Source organism: Paenibacillus allorhizoplanae (assembly GCF_927798215.1).
Lineage (GTDB): Bacteria > Bacillota > Bacilli > Paenibacillales > NBRC-103111 > Paenibacillus_E > Paenibacillus_E allorhizoplanae.
Genome location: NZ_CAKMMW010000035.1, coordinates 15995 through 33132 on the forward strand (window position 1 = coordinate 15995; position 17138 = coordinate 33132).

Sequence of the window (17138 nt, forward strand, 5' to 3'; positions counted from 1 at the left end):
CTATTCCTCATCAGTTACATGGATTTCTTTCATAACTAATTCCGTTTGCATCGCCATAGCTTCTTCCAATTCAGCGAGGCTGTTTAAATAAGTAGTTACATTTTTGGTTAGTTGTAAAGCCCGCTTCTGCAGCATATCCAATCCCGCAAACTCAGGATGAGAATCCGGCAGATCTCCTGCAATTGCCGCCATTTGCGTAGACACATGCCGATGTGTTTCCAATATTCGTCCCGTTTGGCTATGTGAAGCTGCAATATGAGAAATAATTTGCGTCACCCGCTCCTCCACACTTACTCCTCCTACAACCTTTTTCACTCTACGTTATGCCGCTGATAGTGAAACGGTGCCTAAATAAACTGAAAGGGATCGACTCCCCATTTATGGATAAATTTCTTACGATTGCGTCGCAGCAGCAATAGCTTAGATCGACGGCTATTTTTTCGAAAACTAACACTTCCACGATGATAAACGAAGCAATCGCCTGCTATGAGCAGCTGATAGCCCGCTAATCGCGCACGGTAGGAGAAGTCATCATCCTCATAATATCCGGGTGCAAATCGTTCATCCAACACGCCTACCTGCTCAACCAGCTTCCGCTTAAATAGTAAACAGAAGCCAACCAAGCGTTTCGTTTCCCGCCATTTCCTAGGATTTACATGATTATAGATGTGGGCCATGTTCGAAATACCAGTGAAAGGGACACGAATTTTTTGTTTGCCATTGACATAGTTAGAGACGGGACCTACCATCCCTACCTCTTCTCGACTGTATAAGCAGTTCAGTAACATGGGCAGCCAATTAGGGGTGACGATTGTATCGTTATTCAAGAGCATTAACGAGTCACCTTCCGCAAAAAGCAAACCGTAATTGCATGCAGCTGGAAAACCGAGATTGGCTGGCAGTGCCACAAACTTGATATTTTCATTGCGGCAGTAAGTCGATGTTCCGTCCACAGAGCCATTATCCACAACTATAATTTCATAAGGCACGGATGTATGCTGGCGGATAGATGTGACACAGGCTTTCAACAAAGGTAGACCGTTAAACGTTGGAATTATGATGCTCGTTAATTGCAAGTTCATGCCTCCTTACTAAGGTGCCATTTTCAATTCCTAATGCTACATTTTGAATACACGGAAGCAACTCATCCGCATTAACAACCTTGTCCCCTTCTATGAAAAGCAAGAAATCTGACCGCGATATCCTCGCAGCCAAAGCTCTTGCGGCCTCTGGTTCGATTCTTTGAGGATTATGAATAATAATGGCACGGGAATGGCTTCTAACCATATCTAACGTACGGTCTACAGAGCCGTGTACAATGACGATAATCTCCCTAAATGGTAAACGTCTCAATGGCTCCAACACATGCTCGATCGTTCCTTCTGCATTGGAAGCTAGGATGATCGCACCGACAGGGTGGACACTTGTCCTATTTACCCGAGCAAAAGATCTCTTACGCTTAGGAATGAATCGGCGTTTTGGTTTCTTTAGGAGTTTTCGTTTGCTTCCCTTCCTTAAGAAAACCTGCCCCCTCATCCTTTTCTTTCTGATAAGTTTAAGCAACTGGGCTCACCTCATGACTTCACTTTAAGCAATCGTTGGATTCGTAAGCTCCCACGTATATCCTTCTGCGAAGCCAATACCGTAGCTCGCGTTGTAAGCTTCATTGAAGGCTCGGTCATAGGCCAGTTGAGCTCTCCTGGCTCTTGGACTTTGAATAATACGGCGAGGGACTTTGCGGCGACGAGCTATGATTCGACTCCCCTTACGTCTAGGAAATCGGATCAAACGACGAACTAATCTGCGTTTTCCCTTTCGCCTTGCGAATGGCCTCAACTGACGAATGGCACGTCCCTTTTTTCTAACAAGGTTACGCTTTTTTAGACCTACCTTTCTTGGCGATCCCACTTGCTTCTTTCGAATCTTTCTGCTTACGGTTAGCTTGTGAACCTTTCTTTTCGTGATCAATTTCTACACCTCATCTTTCTAAAATGGTTCTCTTCAAGTCAATTTCATTAACCTCATTGTTCAGCCTTTTATCTAGGCCCAAATATGATGGAAAGCATCGTAATAAGTCGATTGGTATAGGTATGATCTCGCATCGTGCGATAAAGCCCACGCATGGCTATTTGCTTACGTTCCTCTTCGTGATTTAAATAATGGTTCATTTTGTGAAGCATTTCTTCGGGGGATGCATACGTCACGATATCATAGTCTGGCGTATAGAAATTGACTAAATCATCCCGAATGTCCGTCAATTGAAAGGCCCCGCAACCAGAAATTTCAAATGTTCGCGGATTAGGAGAGGCGCCGGTAATTCGGCGAGAGTTGTGGTTATACGATTGGTCATCGAAAGCTCTATGCATATTAATGACGATTTTCGCCCCATTGTAGAACGTAGCGGTTTGATCTGGGGGCATCCACGTATTCAATTGAATTTGAGGTGCAAGCAGACGATATTTCTTCAGCCGTTCCCACCAAATTCCTGAGATAATGATACGTTTGCTCGCTAAAAACGGTGTAATTTGATTGAATACGCTAACGCGGTTCCAGTAAGCCGAACCAATAAAACAAATATCACGGTTGACACCATTTGGCACTGGTTTTGGTCGAAACATTTCCGGTTGAAAGGCTAGAGGTAAATAATGAACCTGCTGACATCCCATTTCCTGATAAAACTGTACACAATTCACTTCTAAGGTAAATAAATAATCATAGTGCCTCGCACAGGAAGCCGTAAGATCCGTGTAATAGGGATCATCAGTTAGCCATATAGCAGTCCGAATGCCCATATGACGAACCCGATCAACAACATCCAGAGAGAGATTCATCCCCTCTAAAACAATCATCACATCAGGTCGGTACCTCGCTGCAAGCGTTTCGACATTGGCTTTTGGATTCCCGATACGGATCAGATCCTTGTCACAGTTTCCTATAATCAACTCGCGAACTATAGGCCGAAGGCCGTTAATAACGGCGAGATCCAATGGCTCGTAGGGGTACCCTTTGCCCGAGGTAACAAACAACACACGTACGTCCCAGACAGGACTTGGCGCACGGTCACGAGCCGCTTTTTGCATGATCGCTTCACATTGTCCCATCCTGACTCCATTAGCGTGACCTAATTGATTACCATCAGCAAGTCCGCGCTCCCGAGCATGCGCACTATTGATAAAACTCACAACCCTCACTCCCTTCTAGGAAAATACAATGTCCAACAACTTCACTAAACGATTTGCGAACGAATGTTCCATTCGTGTTCTTCTCATCCCATTAATCGCAATACGTAATCGATCTTCCTCATGAATTAAATAATGACGTAATTTATGAAGAAGCTCTCCCGTATCATGGAAGGTTTCGATTTCATGTCCAGGTCGATAGTGCTGCTCCAGGTCATGGCGATAATCCGTAATTTGCAAGGTTCCACATCCCGCGATCTCATAGGTTCTCGGATTAATGGAATATCCCGGTATATTCCTGCTGTTTTTATTGTAGGTTGCATCATACGTAAGTCGGTGAATATTCAGGACGATTTTGGCACCATTATAATACTTCACTGACTCTTCGACCGGAACGCCCTCTAACTTAATCCCTTGTTGAAGCAAGGCGAAGCGATCTAAACGATCCCATAATCCCCCAGCAATAACCACTTTTCTCCCTATCAAGAAGGGAGTTAACTCATTGAAGAGAGCAATTCGGTTAGGAAAGCCCGTACCTATAAAGCAGATATCACTTCGGTAGTTAGGACTAATATGCTGAGGTTTAAACACAGTTGGGTTAGCCGCCAAAGGCAAGTAGTGAACTTGCCTGCAGCCTATCCCCTGATAGAACGGTACACAAGACATTTCATGCGTGAATACATAATCATAGTGAGGGGCTAATGCGGCTGTCTGATCAGTAAAATAGGGATCGTCCGCAAACCAAATGGCGGTTCGAATCCCCATCTGTCTTACTTGATCCACATGATTAGCATGATCATTAGGGAAAACATGAAGCCCATTCATGACAAGCACCAGATTTGGTTTAAGCTCATTCGCTAATCGGAGCATATCCGCAGCCGTAGCTGTGTATACAACTCCGACTGTTTGTTGCAGACCATGAATAATTCCTTTGTCAATGGCATCGAAGATGCCCTGAACAATAAATAAAACACTAGCTTCTCTCAGCGGTGTGGGTGCTGGATAGCAGGTGTCAAGAGCATATTGGCATCTCCCCATACGAAAGCCACTTTCCCTTCCTGCCTGAAATCCCTGAATGCGCCCCTCCGCTATGCGGTTACGAATTACCATGTATCTTTCACCCTCTTAGCCCTAACTGCTGTATCGTAATAATCTACCTGTAGAAAGAAATCCAGTGCCGTTCGCCAATCTCGCATAGGCTCGAACCCATTGCTTTGCATAGCATTGTGTGCAAATGCGGTATACATAGGTCTTGTAGCTGGTGCTGGCGGGAAAGCGTGCGTAGACACAGGCTGCAGGGAAATATGCGCCATGCCAGCCGCTCGGAGGATATGCAAGGCAAATTCATATCTGGAGCATACGCCTTGATTGGAGGCATGATAGAGACCATATCGGTCGGTTTCGATGAGCTCACGAATGAAAATGGCCAGATCCAAGCAATAGGTCGGCGATCCAAATTGATCATCTACGATGGATAGAGTCGGATTCTCACGCGCCTTCTCCAATACTTTGGTTACAAAATTCGTACCTTTCTGACCATATAACCAAGAGGTTCGTACAATAAAATGCTTCATGCAAGTCATGGCAACGAATTTCTCTCCAAGAAGCTTGGATTGTCCGTAGCTATTGAGCGGATTGGGCACATCCGTCTCTTTGTAGGGACTTCGCTTCATGCCATCGAATACATAATCTGTACTGACATAGACGAGCTTGGCCCCAACGATCGCACAAGCCTGCGCAAGATGAAGAGCACCCAAAGCGTTCACTTGATAGGCAGACTCCTTCTCGAATTCAGCTCTATCTACATTGGTATAGGCAGCAGCATGAACAACAACATCCGGCCGTTCGTTCAACAGCTTCTCCATGACCTCTTGTTCTTGTCTAACATCCAATTCCGATTTCCCCCAAGAGATAACTTCATGCAGCGGGCTCAGCACTCGCTTAAGGTCATATCCTAACTGCCCCCCGGCACCTGTAATAACGATTTTCACCTGTGATCAGCTTCTTTATCTATACGGTACGAACCGTCTGCAATACGGGCGCACCACTCGTTTTCACTTACATACCACTCTAGTGTCTTTTGCAAGCCCTTCTCAAATGAGTAAGCCGGTGTCCACCCTAACTCGCGACGTATCTTCGAGCTATCGATGGCGTATCGCCGATCATGTCCAAGCCGATCCGCCACATATTGAATTAAAGATTCAGGTTTGCCCAGCAGCTTCAAAATGCTCTGGACAACTTCCAAATTCGTTCGCTCATTCTGACCACCAACGTTGTAGACCTCTCCCGGCACACCAGCTTCAATCACACGTTCAATGGCAGAGCAATGATCGTCTACATATAACCAGTCTCGTACATTCAGTCCATCACCATATAGGGGTATCGTTTCATCGCGCAGCGCACGTGTAATCAAAAGTGGGATTAGCTTCTCTGGAAATTGCCGGGGACCATAATTGTTGGAGCAACGTGTAATCACAGCTGGAAATCCATACGTCTCATAGTAAGCTCTTACTAGCAAATCAGAGCCTGCTTTACTAGCTGAATATGGAGAATTCGGCGCAATTGGTGTTACTTCACTGAAGGCTCCTTCAGCCCCTAGTGATCCATACACCTCGTCTGTGGATATATGAATAAACTTCTTAACCTGACCTTGACGTGCGGCCTCAAGTAAGATTTGAGTGCCAACCATATTCGTTCTTACAAAACTGCCAGGGTCATGAATACTTCGATCTACATGGGATTCAGCGGCAAAGTGAACAACTACATCGATGCCTTGCATCAGTTTCATCATGAGCGCCTCATCACCAATATCACTTTGCACAAATTGATAGCCAACTTGACCATCAAACAGCCTAGCATTGTCCCTATTCCCTGCATACGTAAGTAAATCAACATTGATTATTTGATCATCTGGATGATGTTTTTTCCAGTAATGAATAAAATTACTTCCTATAAAACCCATGCCCCCTGTCACAAGCAATGACTGCATTAGCTGTACCCCTTTCTAACTAACAGCGTGGCTTGAAAGAGCGATTCATGCGTGCCCGCGTCAATCCACCAACCTGTCAAGAACATATGAGCGAGCGCGCCTGTGGCTGCATACACATTATTGACATCTGTGATTTCCATCTCGCCTCTTGCTGAAGGTGATTGTGACTTTATAATCTCAAAGACAGAAGAGTCATATAAATAGATCCCCGTCACAGCAAATGGAGAGGCTGGATGCTCCGGTTTCTCTATAATGCGTTCAATTTGATTGTGCTTCAACGTTGCTACGCCATATCTACGAGGATCTTCCACCTCTTTTAAAATGACCATAGCCCCTTCATCCTGCTGGTAAAAGGTTTCAATCATGGGCTGAAGTGGATCTAGGAATAAATTATCTCCCAATATGACCACGAATTTCTCACCTTCCCCCACAAAATCCTCCGCCAATGCTAAGGCTTGTGCAATTCCTCCTGCTTTCTCTTGAATCTTGTAGGTTAAATTCACCCCGAACAGGTCACCACTACCCAAGTAATCTACATATAAGCTCGCAGATTGTTTCCCAGTAATGACAAGAACATCCTGAATGCCTGCCTGACTTAGTTTATCAATGGCATATTGAATCATGGGCAGCTCACCAACTGGAAGTAAATGTTTGTTAATAATATGCGTTAAAGGGCGTAAACGACTTCCAGTTCCTCCTGCAAGTACGACACCTTTCACAAGTCATCCCCCTTCACGAACGTTCGTATGATTTCTTATGGTGCATAGTCACATCCATTTCTACTATCATATGCTTTCGTGATAGACGGAAATTGGACGATTACCCCTTAATTGAAAATTGGTCATCAATCTATCTATCGAATAGCTAAAAAACAAAAAACAGTAGTCTCGCTTAAGTGCGAGACACTGTTTTTTTGTTTTTTGAAGGAAGGACTCGCATCTTACATCAATTAATGACTCTTACCGATGGCCATCCAATTCACAATACCATGTTGATCGGGTGAAAATTTGGCTCGGATAATGGATAACACCGCGCTGCCTGTAGACTTTTGACTCACAATGACATAACAAGCTGGATGATTCGTGATCGCTGTTAACACATAATTCGTATTCGCATATTCCTCTTCAAAATGAAGTACCAGCTCTATGGTCTCATCCTGAATTTTCATAACAAATGGCTCAAGACCGAACTGTTGCAACACATTTCTTTGCCCGGAGGAGCTGCGCACAACATTATCTGCCAATTTCGTCACCGTAATTGAGGCATCTGCAACATGTTGATTCGTGATAACCCCAGCTTGCAGCTTACTTCCATCAATACTGCCCATTGCTAAGTGGAAATCCGTTACCGCTCCCTGTGCCAGCTTATAGCTGTCTACACTGCCATCAGCGAGTTTAGCGGTATCGATCGCCCCTTCAATAATTTTGCTGCCATCAATACTGTTGACGGATAGCTTCGCTCCTGTAACAGCATCATCAGACAGGTGCTCTGTATTCACCGCACCGAATACGAGTTTAGTGCTGTCCACACTACTAGGAGCTAGCTTTTCACCTGTGACGGTTTCGTCTTGCAGGTGCTCACTTCCGATCGTTCCCTCGATTAGCTTGGAACTATCAATGCTGGCATTTTGAAGTTTCCCCCCGTCAATAGAGCCAGGAGCAAGATGGCTGCTAGTCACTGAGCCCAAGGAGAGCTTCAATCCATCAATGATAAAGTCCGATAAATGTTCTCGTTGTATCGCACCGTAGATAATTTTACTGCTATCTACACTTCCCGACGCCAACTTAGAAGCATCCACAACATGATCAGCCAGATGGTCACTATTTACAGCACCTAAAGCCAGCTTACTTCCATCCACGCTTTCCGGTGCCAATTTCACACCATATACGGCATGATCAGCAAGATGATAATTGTTCACTGCGCCCGACATCAGTTTACTGCCATCTACAGAGTTCACAGCTAACTTTTCAGAGTCAATAGCTCCTGCAAGGAGATGCTGATTACTTACGGAACCATGCGCCAATTTCGTACCATTCACCACGCCTAAAGAAAGATGTTCGTCTGTGATTGTGCCAGGCATGATTTTCGAGCCTTCCACACTATGATTCGCCAGCTTCGTACCAACGACCGCTCCTTCTGCCAGATGCTCCGTGTTGATCGCGCGAAAAGCAACCTTCGAGCTAACGATGGACCCATCCGCCAAATGCCTGGCAACTACCGCAGCAGGTGCCAACTTGCTACCATGAACACTTTCATTCGCCAATTTCGAGGCGGTGATTGCACCGTCGATGATATGCTCTGCATTCACCGCTTTGCTCGCAATTTTGCTACTAATGATACTGCCATCAGCCAACTTATCTGAAGTTACGACTTCATCCTCTAGCTTCGCGTTCGTTACGGCTTGATCTTCAATGGTCCACGTCGTCACAGATTGCGCTTGAAGGTGTTGTGTGCTCACCGCTCCATTCGCGAGCTTTTCTTCGGTGACTGCACTGTCGGCTAAGATTTCAGTCGTGATTGCGTTTTCTTGCAGTTTACTGCCCATTAGACTTCGATCAGCGAATACCTCCAACGTAATGGATCCTTGTGCCAAATGTTCAGAAGTAATCGTCCCTTGTTTAATATGAACACCTTCGATAATTTCATCTTGCAAATGACGTGATTCTATTGACATCGGAGCGATCTTCGCCGTTGTTACGGCTTCCTCAGCAAGCTTACTCGTCGTAATGCTTTCTTCCTGAATATGTCTAGTAGTGATGGCTTCATCCGCAATATGGTTGCGATGAATCGCGTGCAAATCGATTTGTTTCTCACCAATCGCACCTTTTGCGATATGACCAGCAGCAATAATCTCTTCCTGCAGATGAGCAGAATTGATGGTGCGGTAGGCAATTTTGTTGGAGGTGACACTCTCATCCTTCAGTTTAGAATTACCAACACTCCCCTCTGCCAATTTATCTGTAATGATAGAACCTGCAGCAATTTTGGAGCTAGATATCACATTCTCCTCTAGATGATCAGTCCGTATCATATGTGAACCGATATGTTTGGCGATGATGGCACCTTGCGCAATTTTATCCGCAGTGACCGCACCGTCATGCAATTTGCTGCTAGAAATAACTTGATCGTTCAAGTGGCCAGACTCAATAGCTTGGGGCGTTATATGTTTGCTCGCTATGATCTTCTCGCCTAATTTCGCCACGGTAATCGCGCCATCTTGAATGAGCTTCGTTTCTATGGCACCTTCTCCAATATGTTTAGTACGAATTGCTTGATCAGCTATGTGGTAACTTGTTACCTCACCGCCTTCAATATGAATACCTCTCACCGCGGATTGTGTGATATGCATCGAATCTACGGCATGCGGAGCAAGCTTACCACTTGTTACAGTCTGATCAGCGAGTTTGTCACTTGTAATTAAGTGATTTTTCAAATGTTCGGACTGAACACTTTCGGCCTGGATATGAACAGAACCGATACTGCCAATCCCCAATTTTTCTTCCGTTACAGCACCATCTCTAATTTTCACAGAGGTGATGGAAGCGTCCATGAGCTTAGCCGTATCTATAATATAATTGGCCAAATGCTTCGTCTGAACAGCACCGCTGAGGATTTTATCTGACGTGATCGCTTGTTGATCAATATAGTCACTTGTAATAATCAGTTCTGATAAATGTTGTGGCAAAATAGAAGCGTCTGCCAGTTTGGTGGCATCCACTGACCTATCAGCAATTTTGGCAGTTGTAATGCTGCTATCGGACAGCTTTCCGCCAGATATTGAATTATCTTGAATTTTATCCCCTGCTATACTGTTTGGAGCAACATGTTCATCATGGATAGCCTGGTTGGCAATTTTCGGACGGGTTACGCTTGCCTGAGCTAATTTGGAAGGTTCAATGGCGCCATCCTTTATTGATCTGACACCAATGCTGAACGGTTTTATCTTCGTGTCATCGATTGATCGGCTTGCAATTTTGTCCCATGTTACCGCTTCATCTACAATGTCGTCTGTATAGACAACCGGGTCAACGAATTTCCCCGTTTTTCGCTCCGTTAATAACAGATCAGGTGTGATTTGCTCTGCAACCTTGGAGACGTGCATGACTTTGTTTGATTCTGTCTTTTCTGTCTTATCTGTCTTCTCTGTCACCGCTGGATTCGTTTTCGCGATTAGTTTGGGTTGTTGTTCTACCAATTTATCTTGCTTTATTGGTGCTTCATCGAGCCATTTTAATTCATTCAAGTTAGCGTTCACTTTGTGCACGTTCGCTTTCTGAGTAGTGCTGCTCTTACGCTTATTCATATGACTCCTCTCCATTCGCCAGGATTTATCTTTGGTAACATATTCATTCTCACCTTAATAAGTACATTAGCCCCAAAAAATGTGCACTCACCTAGACAAGAGCCGTTTCCTTCAACAATTGACTGTACAATGCTGACCTCACCTCAGCAGCTCGCTGCCAAGTGAACAGATTTTCAACCCGCTTGATGCCATTATCCCCCAGCTTACGTTGTAGGCTTTCATCTTTCAGTAACCGTATGACACGGTCGGGGAGCTCATTATCAATGGCGCCCGGCTCTATTAAATAGCCAGTTTTGCCATCTTCCACAACCTCTTGAATCCCGCCTACTCTAGTTGCAACAACGGGAACACCAGAAGCCATGGCCTCCACATTGACAAGACCAAAAGCTTCCTTCCCAATTGAGGGGACAACAAAAACATCGGCGATTCGTACCCATTTGGGCATCTCTTGATGCTTCACATAGGAAATAAATTGGACATGTTTGGGCATAATCCTCGCTGTTTTAACTAATTGCCTGACATACTTGGTTTCTTTCTTAGATCCATAATAAGCACTCCCAACGATAACAAGCTTGGCGCTTGGTTCACTCTTTATGACACTTTTCATCGCTTTCAGCAGATGATGAACACCTTTCTTAGGAATCAATCTACCTACATATAAAATAATTTTGCGATGCTCACAATCTAATCCTTTGCGCATTTCTATACGAGATTTGATGCCTTCATCCGACCATTTGGAAGTAAATTGAGCAACATCAACACCTAAATATTGTGTAACTATTTTATGGGCAGCACTAGGCACTTTTTTTTGCAGAAACCGCTTTAGAAAGTCGCTATTTACGATAATGACATCAGCAGCACGCAAACACAGGGTTAGAGATGCATTAGAAATATAGGGTCTAGTAATAAAAGATGTAGAGTGGAGGACGAGACTTAATATGGAATGAGGGTATCGTTTACGAAGAAAGGGAAGGAAGCGTGGCCGATTATCCACTTGAATAATGCCAGGACTTAACGAGGATATCTGTTTAGCTACATGTTTCATATAGGTAGTTAGTGTCTGATAAGGTACTCGCTGATACGTTACATCCTGCCGAATTTCCTTCCAAGGTTGATAGGATGTTTTCCGCCCAATTACGACTACAGGCATGCTCTTCACCAATTGCTCCGCTGTCTTCTGAACCACTTGCTCAACCGAGCTACTAGTCCCTGAGGGTATAGGAAAAGAGCCCGGAGTGACAATGACAAGACGGTTCGATTGCGGCTTCCGTTTAGTCTTCAACTTCTAAACCTCCTGGATAAAATGAGGCTGAGCTCCCCCCATTTTGCTACTTCTTCTATACATATGCGGATAAAGTGGCAAAGCATGGGCATCTGTCCTTGTTTTAGAAGAAAGTATCGGCATTTGTACAAACAAGTCTTGTTCTTTTTCCATAAACTAAGTGTGATTCCGTTTTCGGCAAATATTCAAGCCCCAATTAAAGAGGGAGTGAAGTCAATGAGTAATCCCTATGTGGGTATTTTAGTTAACGATTCCTTGTTTGCAGGTATTCCTCTAGGGAACACACAATACGAAGCCATTCATTTTTACGAGGATGCTGGCAAACTCTATGGCCTTACGCCTTGTTATTTCCGAATTCATGATGTTCATATGAAAACAATGAAGGTATATGCCTATGTAAAGGATGGCCAACATTTTAAAAGAAAATGGTCTGATCTCCCTAAAGTCATTCATAATCGTGCCATTTATTTGGACTCTTCTTCAGCACGAACTTTGGAAGCATGGACTCGGCAAGGCGTTACGCTGTTTAATCGTTGGAACCGTTATAGCAAGATGCGTATTCATGAAATCTTAATGAAAAATGAGAGCATTCGCCCGCATCTCCCCTGTACATTTCCAGCTACAATTGAAAATGTTAAGGCCATGATGGATTCGTTTGACACATTAATTATCAAACCAACCAATTCTAGCATCGGACGCGGTGTGATGAAATTAGAGCGTCAAGGGAACCTATGGAAACTCCTCTATCCAGTTAACATGAAGCTTACGAATCGGACTTGGCGAACACTCAAGTTCCGTCAACACTTGCCGAAACTTCTCCGTCGGCGGATTGTAAGTAGCAGCTATATGGTTCAACAATGCCTGCCTCTTGCCACTGTAGATGGATCTCCTTTTGATCTTCGCATTTCCGTTCAGCGTGGGACTGACGGATCATGGGGCGTTACTGGCATGATTGCCAAGGTTGCCTCACGTAAGCATTTCTTAACAAACGTCGCACAAGGCGGGAAAGTAAAGTCTTTAACAGATATTTTGAATACCCACTATCCGCAACTTGATCCAAAGGCCGTATGTCTCCAGATGACGAATTTCGCGCTCTTGGTCGCCCAGCATCTCAGCACAGAATTGCCAAACTTGGCTGATTTAGGACTCGACATTGCTATGACGAACGATGGCTTCCCTTTATTTATCGAATGCAATGGGAAGGATCAACGTTACAGTTTCCGTGAGGCAAATATGCAGGAGTGTTGGAAAGCCACCTATTTCAACCCTATGGCCTATGCCAAATTCATCTTAGACGGTGGCACGCCACCGTGCTAGAAGATGGAGCGGGAGCGCTAGTGAAACAAAAAACACCGTACTTCCGAGTTTACTCGGGGGTACGGTGTTTTTTGGGGTGGGGTGGATGCAGGAGACAGCCCCCTACTTCGCACTAAGCGGAGCAAGCACCCGCTGAACTTCAGCATTCAGCAGCTTCGGATCCGGTACAGTTACCGGCTGATCCTGAAGCTTATACTTCATTTTCAGTTTATAGACCTGTTGCACACTTTGGTCAATCGTGTCTAAGGGAATCCGCCCCGCCTGAACAGCGGTACGTAATGCTTGAATAACAGCTATCGCTTTCTGAGGATCGTGCCCGACCATCACGACATTGGAACCCGCGAGCACAGACTTCACGGCAGCTTCGCCCATTTCATAATTTTCCGCAATGGCACCCATCGTCATATCATCTGTCATGATGAGCCCCTTGAAGCCAAGCTCCTTGCGTAGAAGATCCGTCATGATCGTCTTCGACATCGAAGCCGGGTATTTCGTATCTATTTTTGGCAGCAAAATATGGGCGACCATAATCGCATCCGCCTGATGCTTAATGGCATCTGCAAAAGGAATCAGCTCTAGCTTCCGCAAGCGAGCGAGGTCATTTTGAACAACGGGTAAGCCAATATGTGAATCTACAGAGGTATCGCCATGTCCCGGAAAATGCTTCACGACCGGAGCGACCTTCATTTCTTGTAGGCCATTCATCATCGGAATCCCAAAGCTGCTTACGAGCGTTGCATTCGCCCCAAAAGAGCGATCGCCAATGACCGGGTTCTTGGGGTTACTGTTGATGTCCAAATCAGGCGCAAAATCCATATTAAGCCCATAGGCATTCAGCTCTTTCCCCAACAACTGACCGATGCTGTGAGCCAACTCGGTTTTACCCGATTTTCCAATCGTCTGACTTGTCGGTGTTTTCGTAATTTCATCGGGCAAACGTGTTACCCTGCCGCCCTCTTCATCGATACCAAGCCATAGTGGAAGCTTGTTCACCGTATTCGTCTTTTTCAAATCATTGACTAGGCTCACTAATTGATTCGTATCTTTCACATTGGGCTTATACAGAATAATGCCACCTACATGATAGGTTGCAATCAATTTACGTGCTTCTTCGTTCATACTATAATCATCGATTCCCGCGATTATCATCTGACCTAGCTTCTCATCCAGTGTCATTTTAGGAAAATTCACCGATGCCACTGGGGTTGGCGAAGGCGTAGGAGCAACCGACGGGATAGGTGTAGAGGTAGGCACCACTGTTGGCGAAACAGTTGCTGACGGTGCACTCGGGATAGGAGTTCCACTTGGCTGAGCTTCATGACGCGTCGCACAACCCGTAATAAGGAGCATTAACCCTCCAACGGTTCCAATTCTACGCATGATTTGGGAATAATTTCGTTTCATCTTGCCACCTGCCTTTCCTTTCACAGTCACTATATAGAGTAGACGCTCTATGTATCGAAATCGTTGAATTGCCGCTTCACTCGCTGCGAATTCCTTTCAAAAAACAATGCAGCAACATATAAATCCCATATGCCCCTAAATAACCACCAGTGAACAGAAACAGCTTGTTCGTAAAAACAACATGGATGTTCGTCATGAAAACCGTATCATCCCGAAGGATCTGATACACGTTCATGGAACTGATTGCACCAAATATATACGCACATAGAACCGCTGCTCCTGCGAATACATGTTTAAAGGATTGTAGTAACCAAGCACTAGCAAGCATGACTAGCGGAATCAGAATAACAAAAATAACGATTATTATCGACATTGTCGTGTTCACCTCCTCAACAGCATTGACGAATTTGCTGTCGAAAATACAGAAACTCACTTGGCTAGTCCCAAGGAATTGAACAATAGGCAATTGATTCTTTTACTTTTCTGTGGCAAGATTAGCGAAGAACCGATAATAGGAAACGATGTGCTGAGGCCAGAGTCCTTCCTAACCAACGAATGAACAGGAGTTTATGATCTATGTCTAAGCCTTTTTTCCGATTACTGACCGAGTTGTCTTCACGCAAATGGGTCTCACAACTGACAGGTGCCCTTGCTCGTTCCAAAATAAGCCGACTCTTTATCCCTCGTTTTGCCCAAACCTATGGCATTCGCATTGAAGATGCTGAAAAGCATATCAAGGAGTATAAATCCCTGAATGATTTCTTCACTCGCCGATTGAAGCCAGGCTTGCGCCCGATTCACGAAGACACAACACGTGTTGTAAGTCCGGTTGATGCCATGATTACAGGTATTGGCGATATCAAAGAAGGCTTGATCGTCAATGTCAAAGGTCAAGATTATACAATCGACGAGTTGCTTAACCGCTCACCGCGCACAGTGAATTATAATAACGGCTTTTATTTCGTTCTATATCTGAGTCCAACTGATTATCACCGAATTCATTCACCAATCTCGGGGGATATCTTGGAGAAAGAGCACGTCCTTGGGAAAGTGTACCCCGTTAATGAATTCGGACTGCGTCATATGAAACGTGTACTTAGCCGCAACGAGCGACTGATTACATTCATTCAACATGCAACTGGAGAAGTAGCCGTTGTCAAAGTCGGTGCACTGAATGTGAGCTCCATCCAATATGTAACACCCCTTCCAAAAACGCTTGAACGCGGTCAAGAGCTCGCCTATTTCGAGTTCGGCTCCACGGTCGTTCTGTTATTTGAAGATGGGATGTTCGAAGCACGTCCTGATCTAAAGCTTGGCTCAAAAGTGAAAATGGGAGAAGATCTCGGGCGTTTCTTGGACAACTAGCCTAGTCGGGAATCAGAACCTGAGAGGAGAAAATCATGGCATCCATTTCAACACCATCTTCTAATCATAGCTCGAAGAGCTTGCAAGGAACGGGAGATGTCAAACCAACTGTTTATCGGATTTTATTCGCTATTGGGCTTGTTCATCTGCTCAACGATTCCATTCAATCCGTAATTCCAGCAATTTTCCCCATTCTGAAAGATGAAATGGGACTTAGCTACGCACAAGTCGGCTGGGTGCAATTCGCGATTAACTTTACAGCATCCATTATGCAGCCTGTCGTTGGACTCTATACGGACCGGAAGCCATCGCCCTACATGCTGCCAATTGGGATGACCTCAACCTTGATCGGTATGCTGCTGCTAGCATTTGCTCATTCGTATTGGGTAGTCCTTTTGTCTGTTTGTTTTGTCGGACTTGGGTCGGCCGCCTTCCATCCAGAAGGCTCACGCGTTTCTCATATGGCAGCTGGTAATCGAAAAGGCCTCGCCCAATCGATCTTCCAAGTCGGCGGCAACGCTGGTCAGTCATTGGCTCCCATTATGACCAAATGGATCTTCATTCCGTTAGGATTGTTCGGATCAATCTGGTTTACCGGTGTCGCGGCTATCGCGATCGCTGTACAAATGTACATAGCACGTTGGTACAAGGTTGTCCTGCAAGACGCACCAGTGAAAGCCAAAACCGTCGTAAAACGAGTTGTTAGTCCGCAGCGGCGCAAGCAAGTCATGTTCGCTATCAGTGTATTGATATTCCTTGTGTTTGTTCGTTCCTGGTATGGGGCGGCTATGAGCGGCTATTTCGCCTTCTTCCTTCAAGACAAATATGGTATTACCATAGACAGAGCGCAGAATTTTATTTTCTTATTCCTAGCGGCTGGAGCCGTTGGTACTTTCTTTGGCGGGCCGATTGCGGATCGCTTCGGTAAGCGTAATGTCATTTTCTTTTCCATGTTAGGATCGGCACCATTCGCCTTATTACTACCGCATGTGTCCGTCGGTTGGGCGTACGTGTTGCTCGTTATTATCGGTGTTATTCTTTTAGCCAGCTTCTCTGTTACCGTCGTTTATGCTCAAATGCTTTTCCCTGGGAAAGTGGGGACTGTATCCGGTCTCATCACAGGTTTAGCCTTCGGTCTAGGAGGTATCGGAAGTGTCGTACTCGGTAACCTTTGTGATACGATCGGAACGTCCCGCGTCATGGAGCTATGTGCGTTCCTGCCTTTGCTGGGAGTACTTACTTTCTTGCTTCCTACCGATCGTAAGTTGAAGGAATGGACTGAAGAACAAGCCTAAAACA

17 protein-coding genes are annotated in these 17138 nt (G+C 45.1%); 3 read left to right on the top strand and 14 right to left on the bottom strand.

What is annotated here, in order from left to right; all coding sequences use genetic code 11:
- From L6I86_RS32820 to L6I86_RS32875, 12 genes are all read right to left on the bottom strand, one after another.
- On the bottom strand, nt 1–288 hold the full coding sequence (locus L6I86_RS32820; RefSeq protein ID WP_236292905.1) for a nucleoside-diphosphate sugar epimerase: 288 nt from the start codon (nt 286–288) through the stop codon (nt 1–3).
- A gap of 59 nt (nt 289–347) precedes the next feature.
- Entirely contained in the window at nt 348–1076 is a 729-nt protein-coding gene (locus L6I86_RS32825; RefSeq protein WP_236292907.1) for a glycosyltransferase family 2 protein, read from the bottom strand.
- Entirely contained in the window at nt 1042–1536 is a 495-nt protein-coding gene (locus tag L6I86_RS35765) for a glycosyltransferase (RefSeq protein ID WP_276574927.1), read from the bottom strand. Before L6I86_RS35765 ends, L6I86_RS32825 begins: the two co-directional genes overlap by 35 nt.
- A gap of 51 nt (nt 1537–1587) precedes the next feature.
- The gene (locus tag L6I86_RS32835; protein ID WP_236292911.1) at nt 1588–1968 is read right to left on the bottom strand and encodes a hypothetical protein; all 381 of its coding nucleotides are present in this window, start codon (nt 1966–1968) and stop codon (nt 1588–1590) included.
- Nucleotides 1969–2036: 68 nt separating this feature from the next.
- On the bottom strand, nt 2037–3182 hold the full coding sequence (locus tag L6I86_RS32840; RefSeq protein WP_236292913.1) for a CgeB family protein: 1146 nt from the start codon (nt 3180–3182) through the stop codon (nt 2037–2039).
- 15 nt (nt 3183–3197) lie between these two features.
- Entirely contained in the window at nt 3198–4289 is a 1092-nt protein-coding gene (locus L6I86_RS32845; RefSeq protein ID WP_236292915.1) for a CgeB family protein, read from the bottom strand.
- Nucleotides 4283–5170, bottom strand: a complete 888-nt coding sequence (gene rfbD / locus L6I86_RS32850) for a dTDP-4-dehydrorhamnose reductase (protein WP_236292916.1) — start codon at nt 5168–5170, stop codon at nt 4283–4285. Before rfbD ends, L6I86_RS32845 begins: the two co-directional genes overlap by 7 nt.
- Nucleotides 5167–6168 carry a dTDP-glucose 4,6-dehydratase gene (gene rfbB / locus L6I86_RS32855; protein ID WP_236292918.1) on the bottom strand — a complete coding sequence of 334 codons (1002 nt, stop codon included), beginning with the start codon at nt 6166–6168 and terminating at the stop codon, nt 5167–5169. The genes rfbD and rfbB overlap by 4 nt, the downstream gene beginning before the upstream one ends.
- Nucleotides 6168–6887, bottom strand: coding sequence for a sugar phosphate nucleotidyltransferase (locus L6I86_RS32860; protein WP_236292920.1), 720 nt, complete (start codon nt 6885–6887; stop codon nt 6168–6170). The genes rfbB and L6I86_RS32860 overlap by 1 nt, the downstream gene beginning before the upstream one ends.
- Before the next feature lie 230 nt (nt 6888–7117).
- On the bottom strand, nt 7118–10471 hold the full coding sequence (locus L6I86_RS32865) for a WIAG-tail domain (protein ID WP_236292922.1): 3354 nt from the start codon (nt 10469–10471) through the stop codon (nt 7118–7120).
- Nucleotides 10472–10562: 91 nt separating this feature from the next.
- Nucleotides 10563–11753, bottom strand: coding sequence for a glycosyltransferase family 4 protein (locus tag L6I86_RS32870; protein WP_236292924.1), 1191 nt, complete (start codon nt 11751–11753; stop codon nt 10563–10565).
- Between the two features lie 3 nt (nt 11754–11756).
- Nucleotides 11757–11906: a hypothetical protein gene (locus L6I86_RS32875; RefSeq protein ID WP_236292926.1), complete on the bottom strand. Its 150-nt coding sequence runs from the start codon at nt 11904–11906 to the stop codon at nt 11757–11759.
- A gap of 63 nt (nt 11907–11969) precedes the next feature.
- Between L6I86_RS32875 and L6I86_RS32880 the strand changes: the two genes are divergently transcribed.
- Entirely contained in the window at nt 11970–13070 is a 1101-nt protein-coding gene (locus tag L6I86_RS32880; protein ID WP_236292928.1) for a YheC/YheD family endospore coat-associated protein, read from the top strand.
- Between the two features lie 102 nt (nt 13071–13172).
- Here L6I86_RS32880 and nagZ read toward each other — a convergent pair whose 3' ends face one another.
- Nucleotides 13173–14450 carry a beta-N-acetylhexosaminidase gene (nagZ, locus tag L6I86_RS32885; RefSeq protein ID WP_236292930.1) on the bottom strand — a complete coding sequence of 426 codons (1278 nt, stop codon included), beginning with the start codon at nt 14448–14450 and terminating at the stop codon, nt 13173–13175.
- Between the two features lie 100 nt (nt 14451–14550).
- On the bottom strand, nt 14551–14847 hold the full coding sequence (locus L6I86_RS32890; protein WP_236292932.1) for a transposase: 297 nt from the start codon (nt 14845–14847) through the stop codon (nt 14551–14553).
- Nucleotides 14848–15050: 203 nt separating this feature from the next.
- On the opposite strand from L6I86_RS32890, the gene asd reads away from it, so the two are divergent.
- Nucleotides 15051–15839, top strand: a complete 789-nt coding sequence (gene asd, locus L6I86_RS32895; RefSeq protein ID WP_056610213.1) for an archaetidylserine decarboxylase — start codon at nt 15051–15053, stop codon at nt 15837–15839.
- Nucleotides 15840–15874: 35 nt separating this feature from the next.
- On the top strand, nt 15875–17134 hold the full coding sequence (locus L6I86_RS32900; RefSeq protein WP_236292935.1) for an MFS transporter: 1260 nt from the start codon (nt 15875–15877) through the stop codon (nt 17132–17134).
- Nucleotides 17135–17138: the final 4 nt, after the last annotated feature.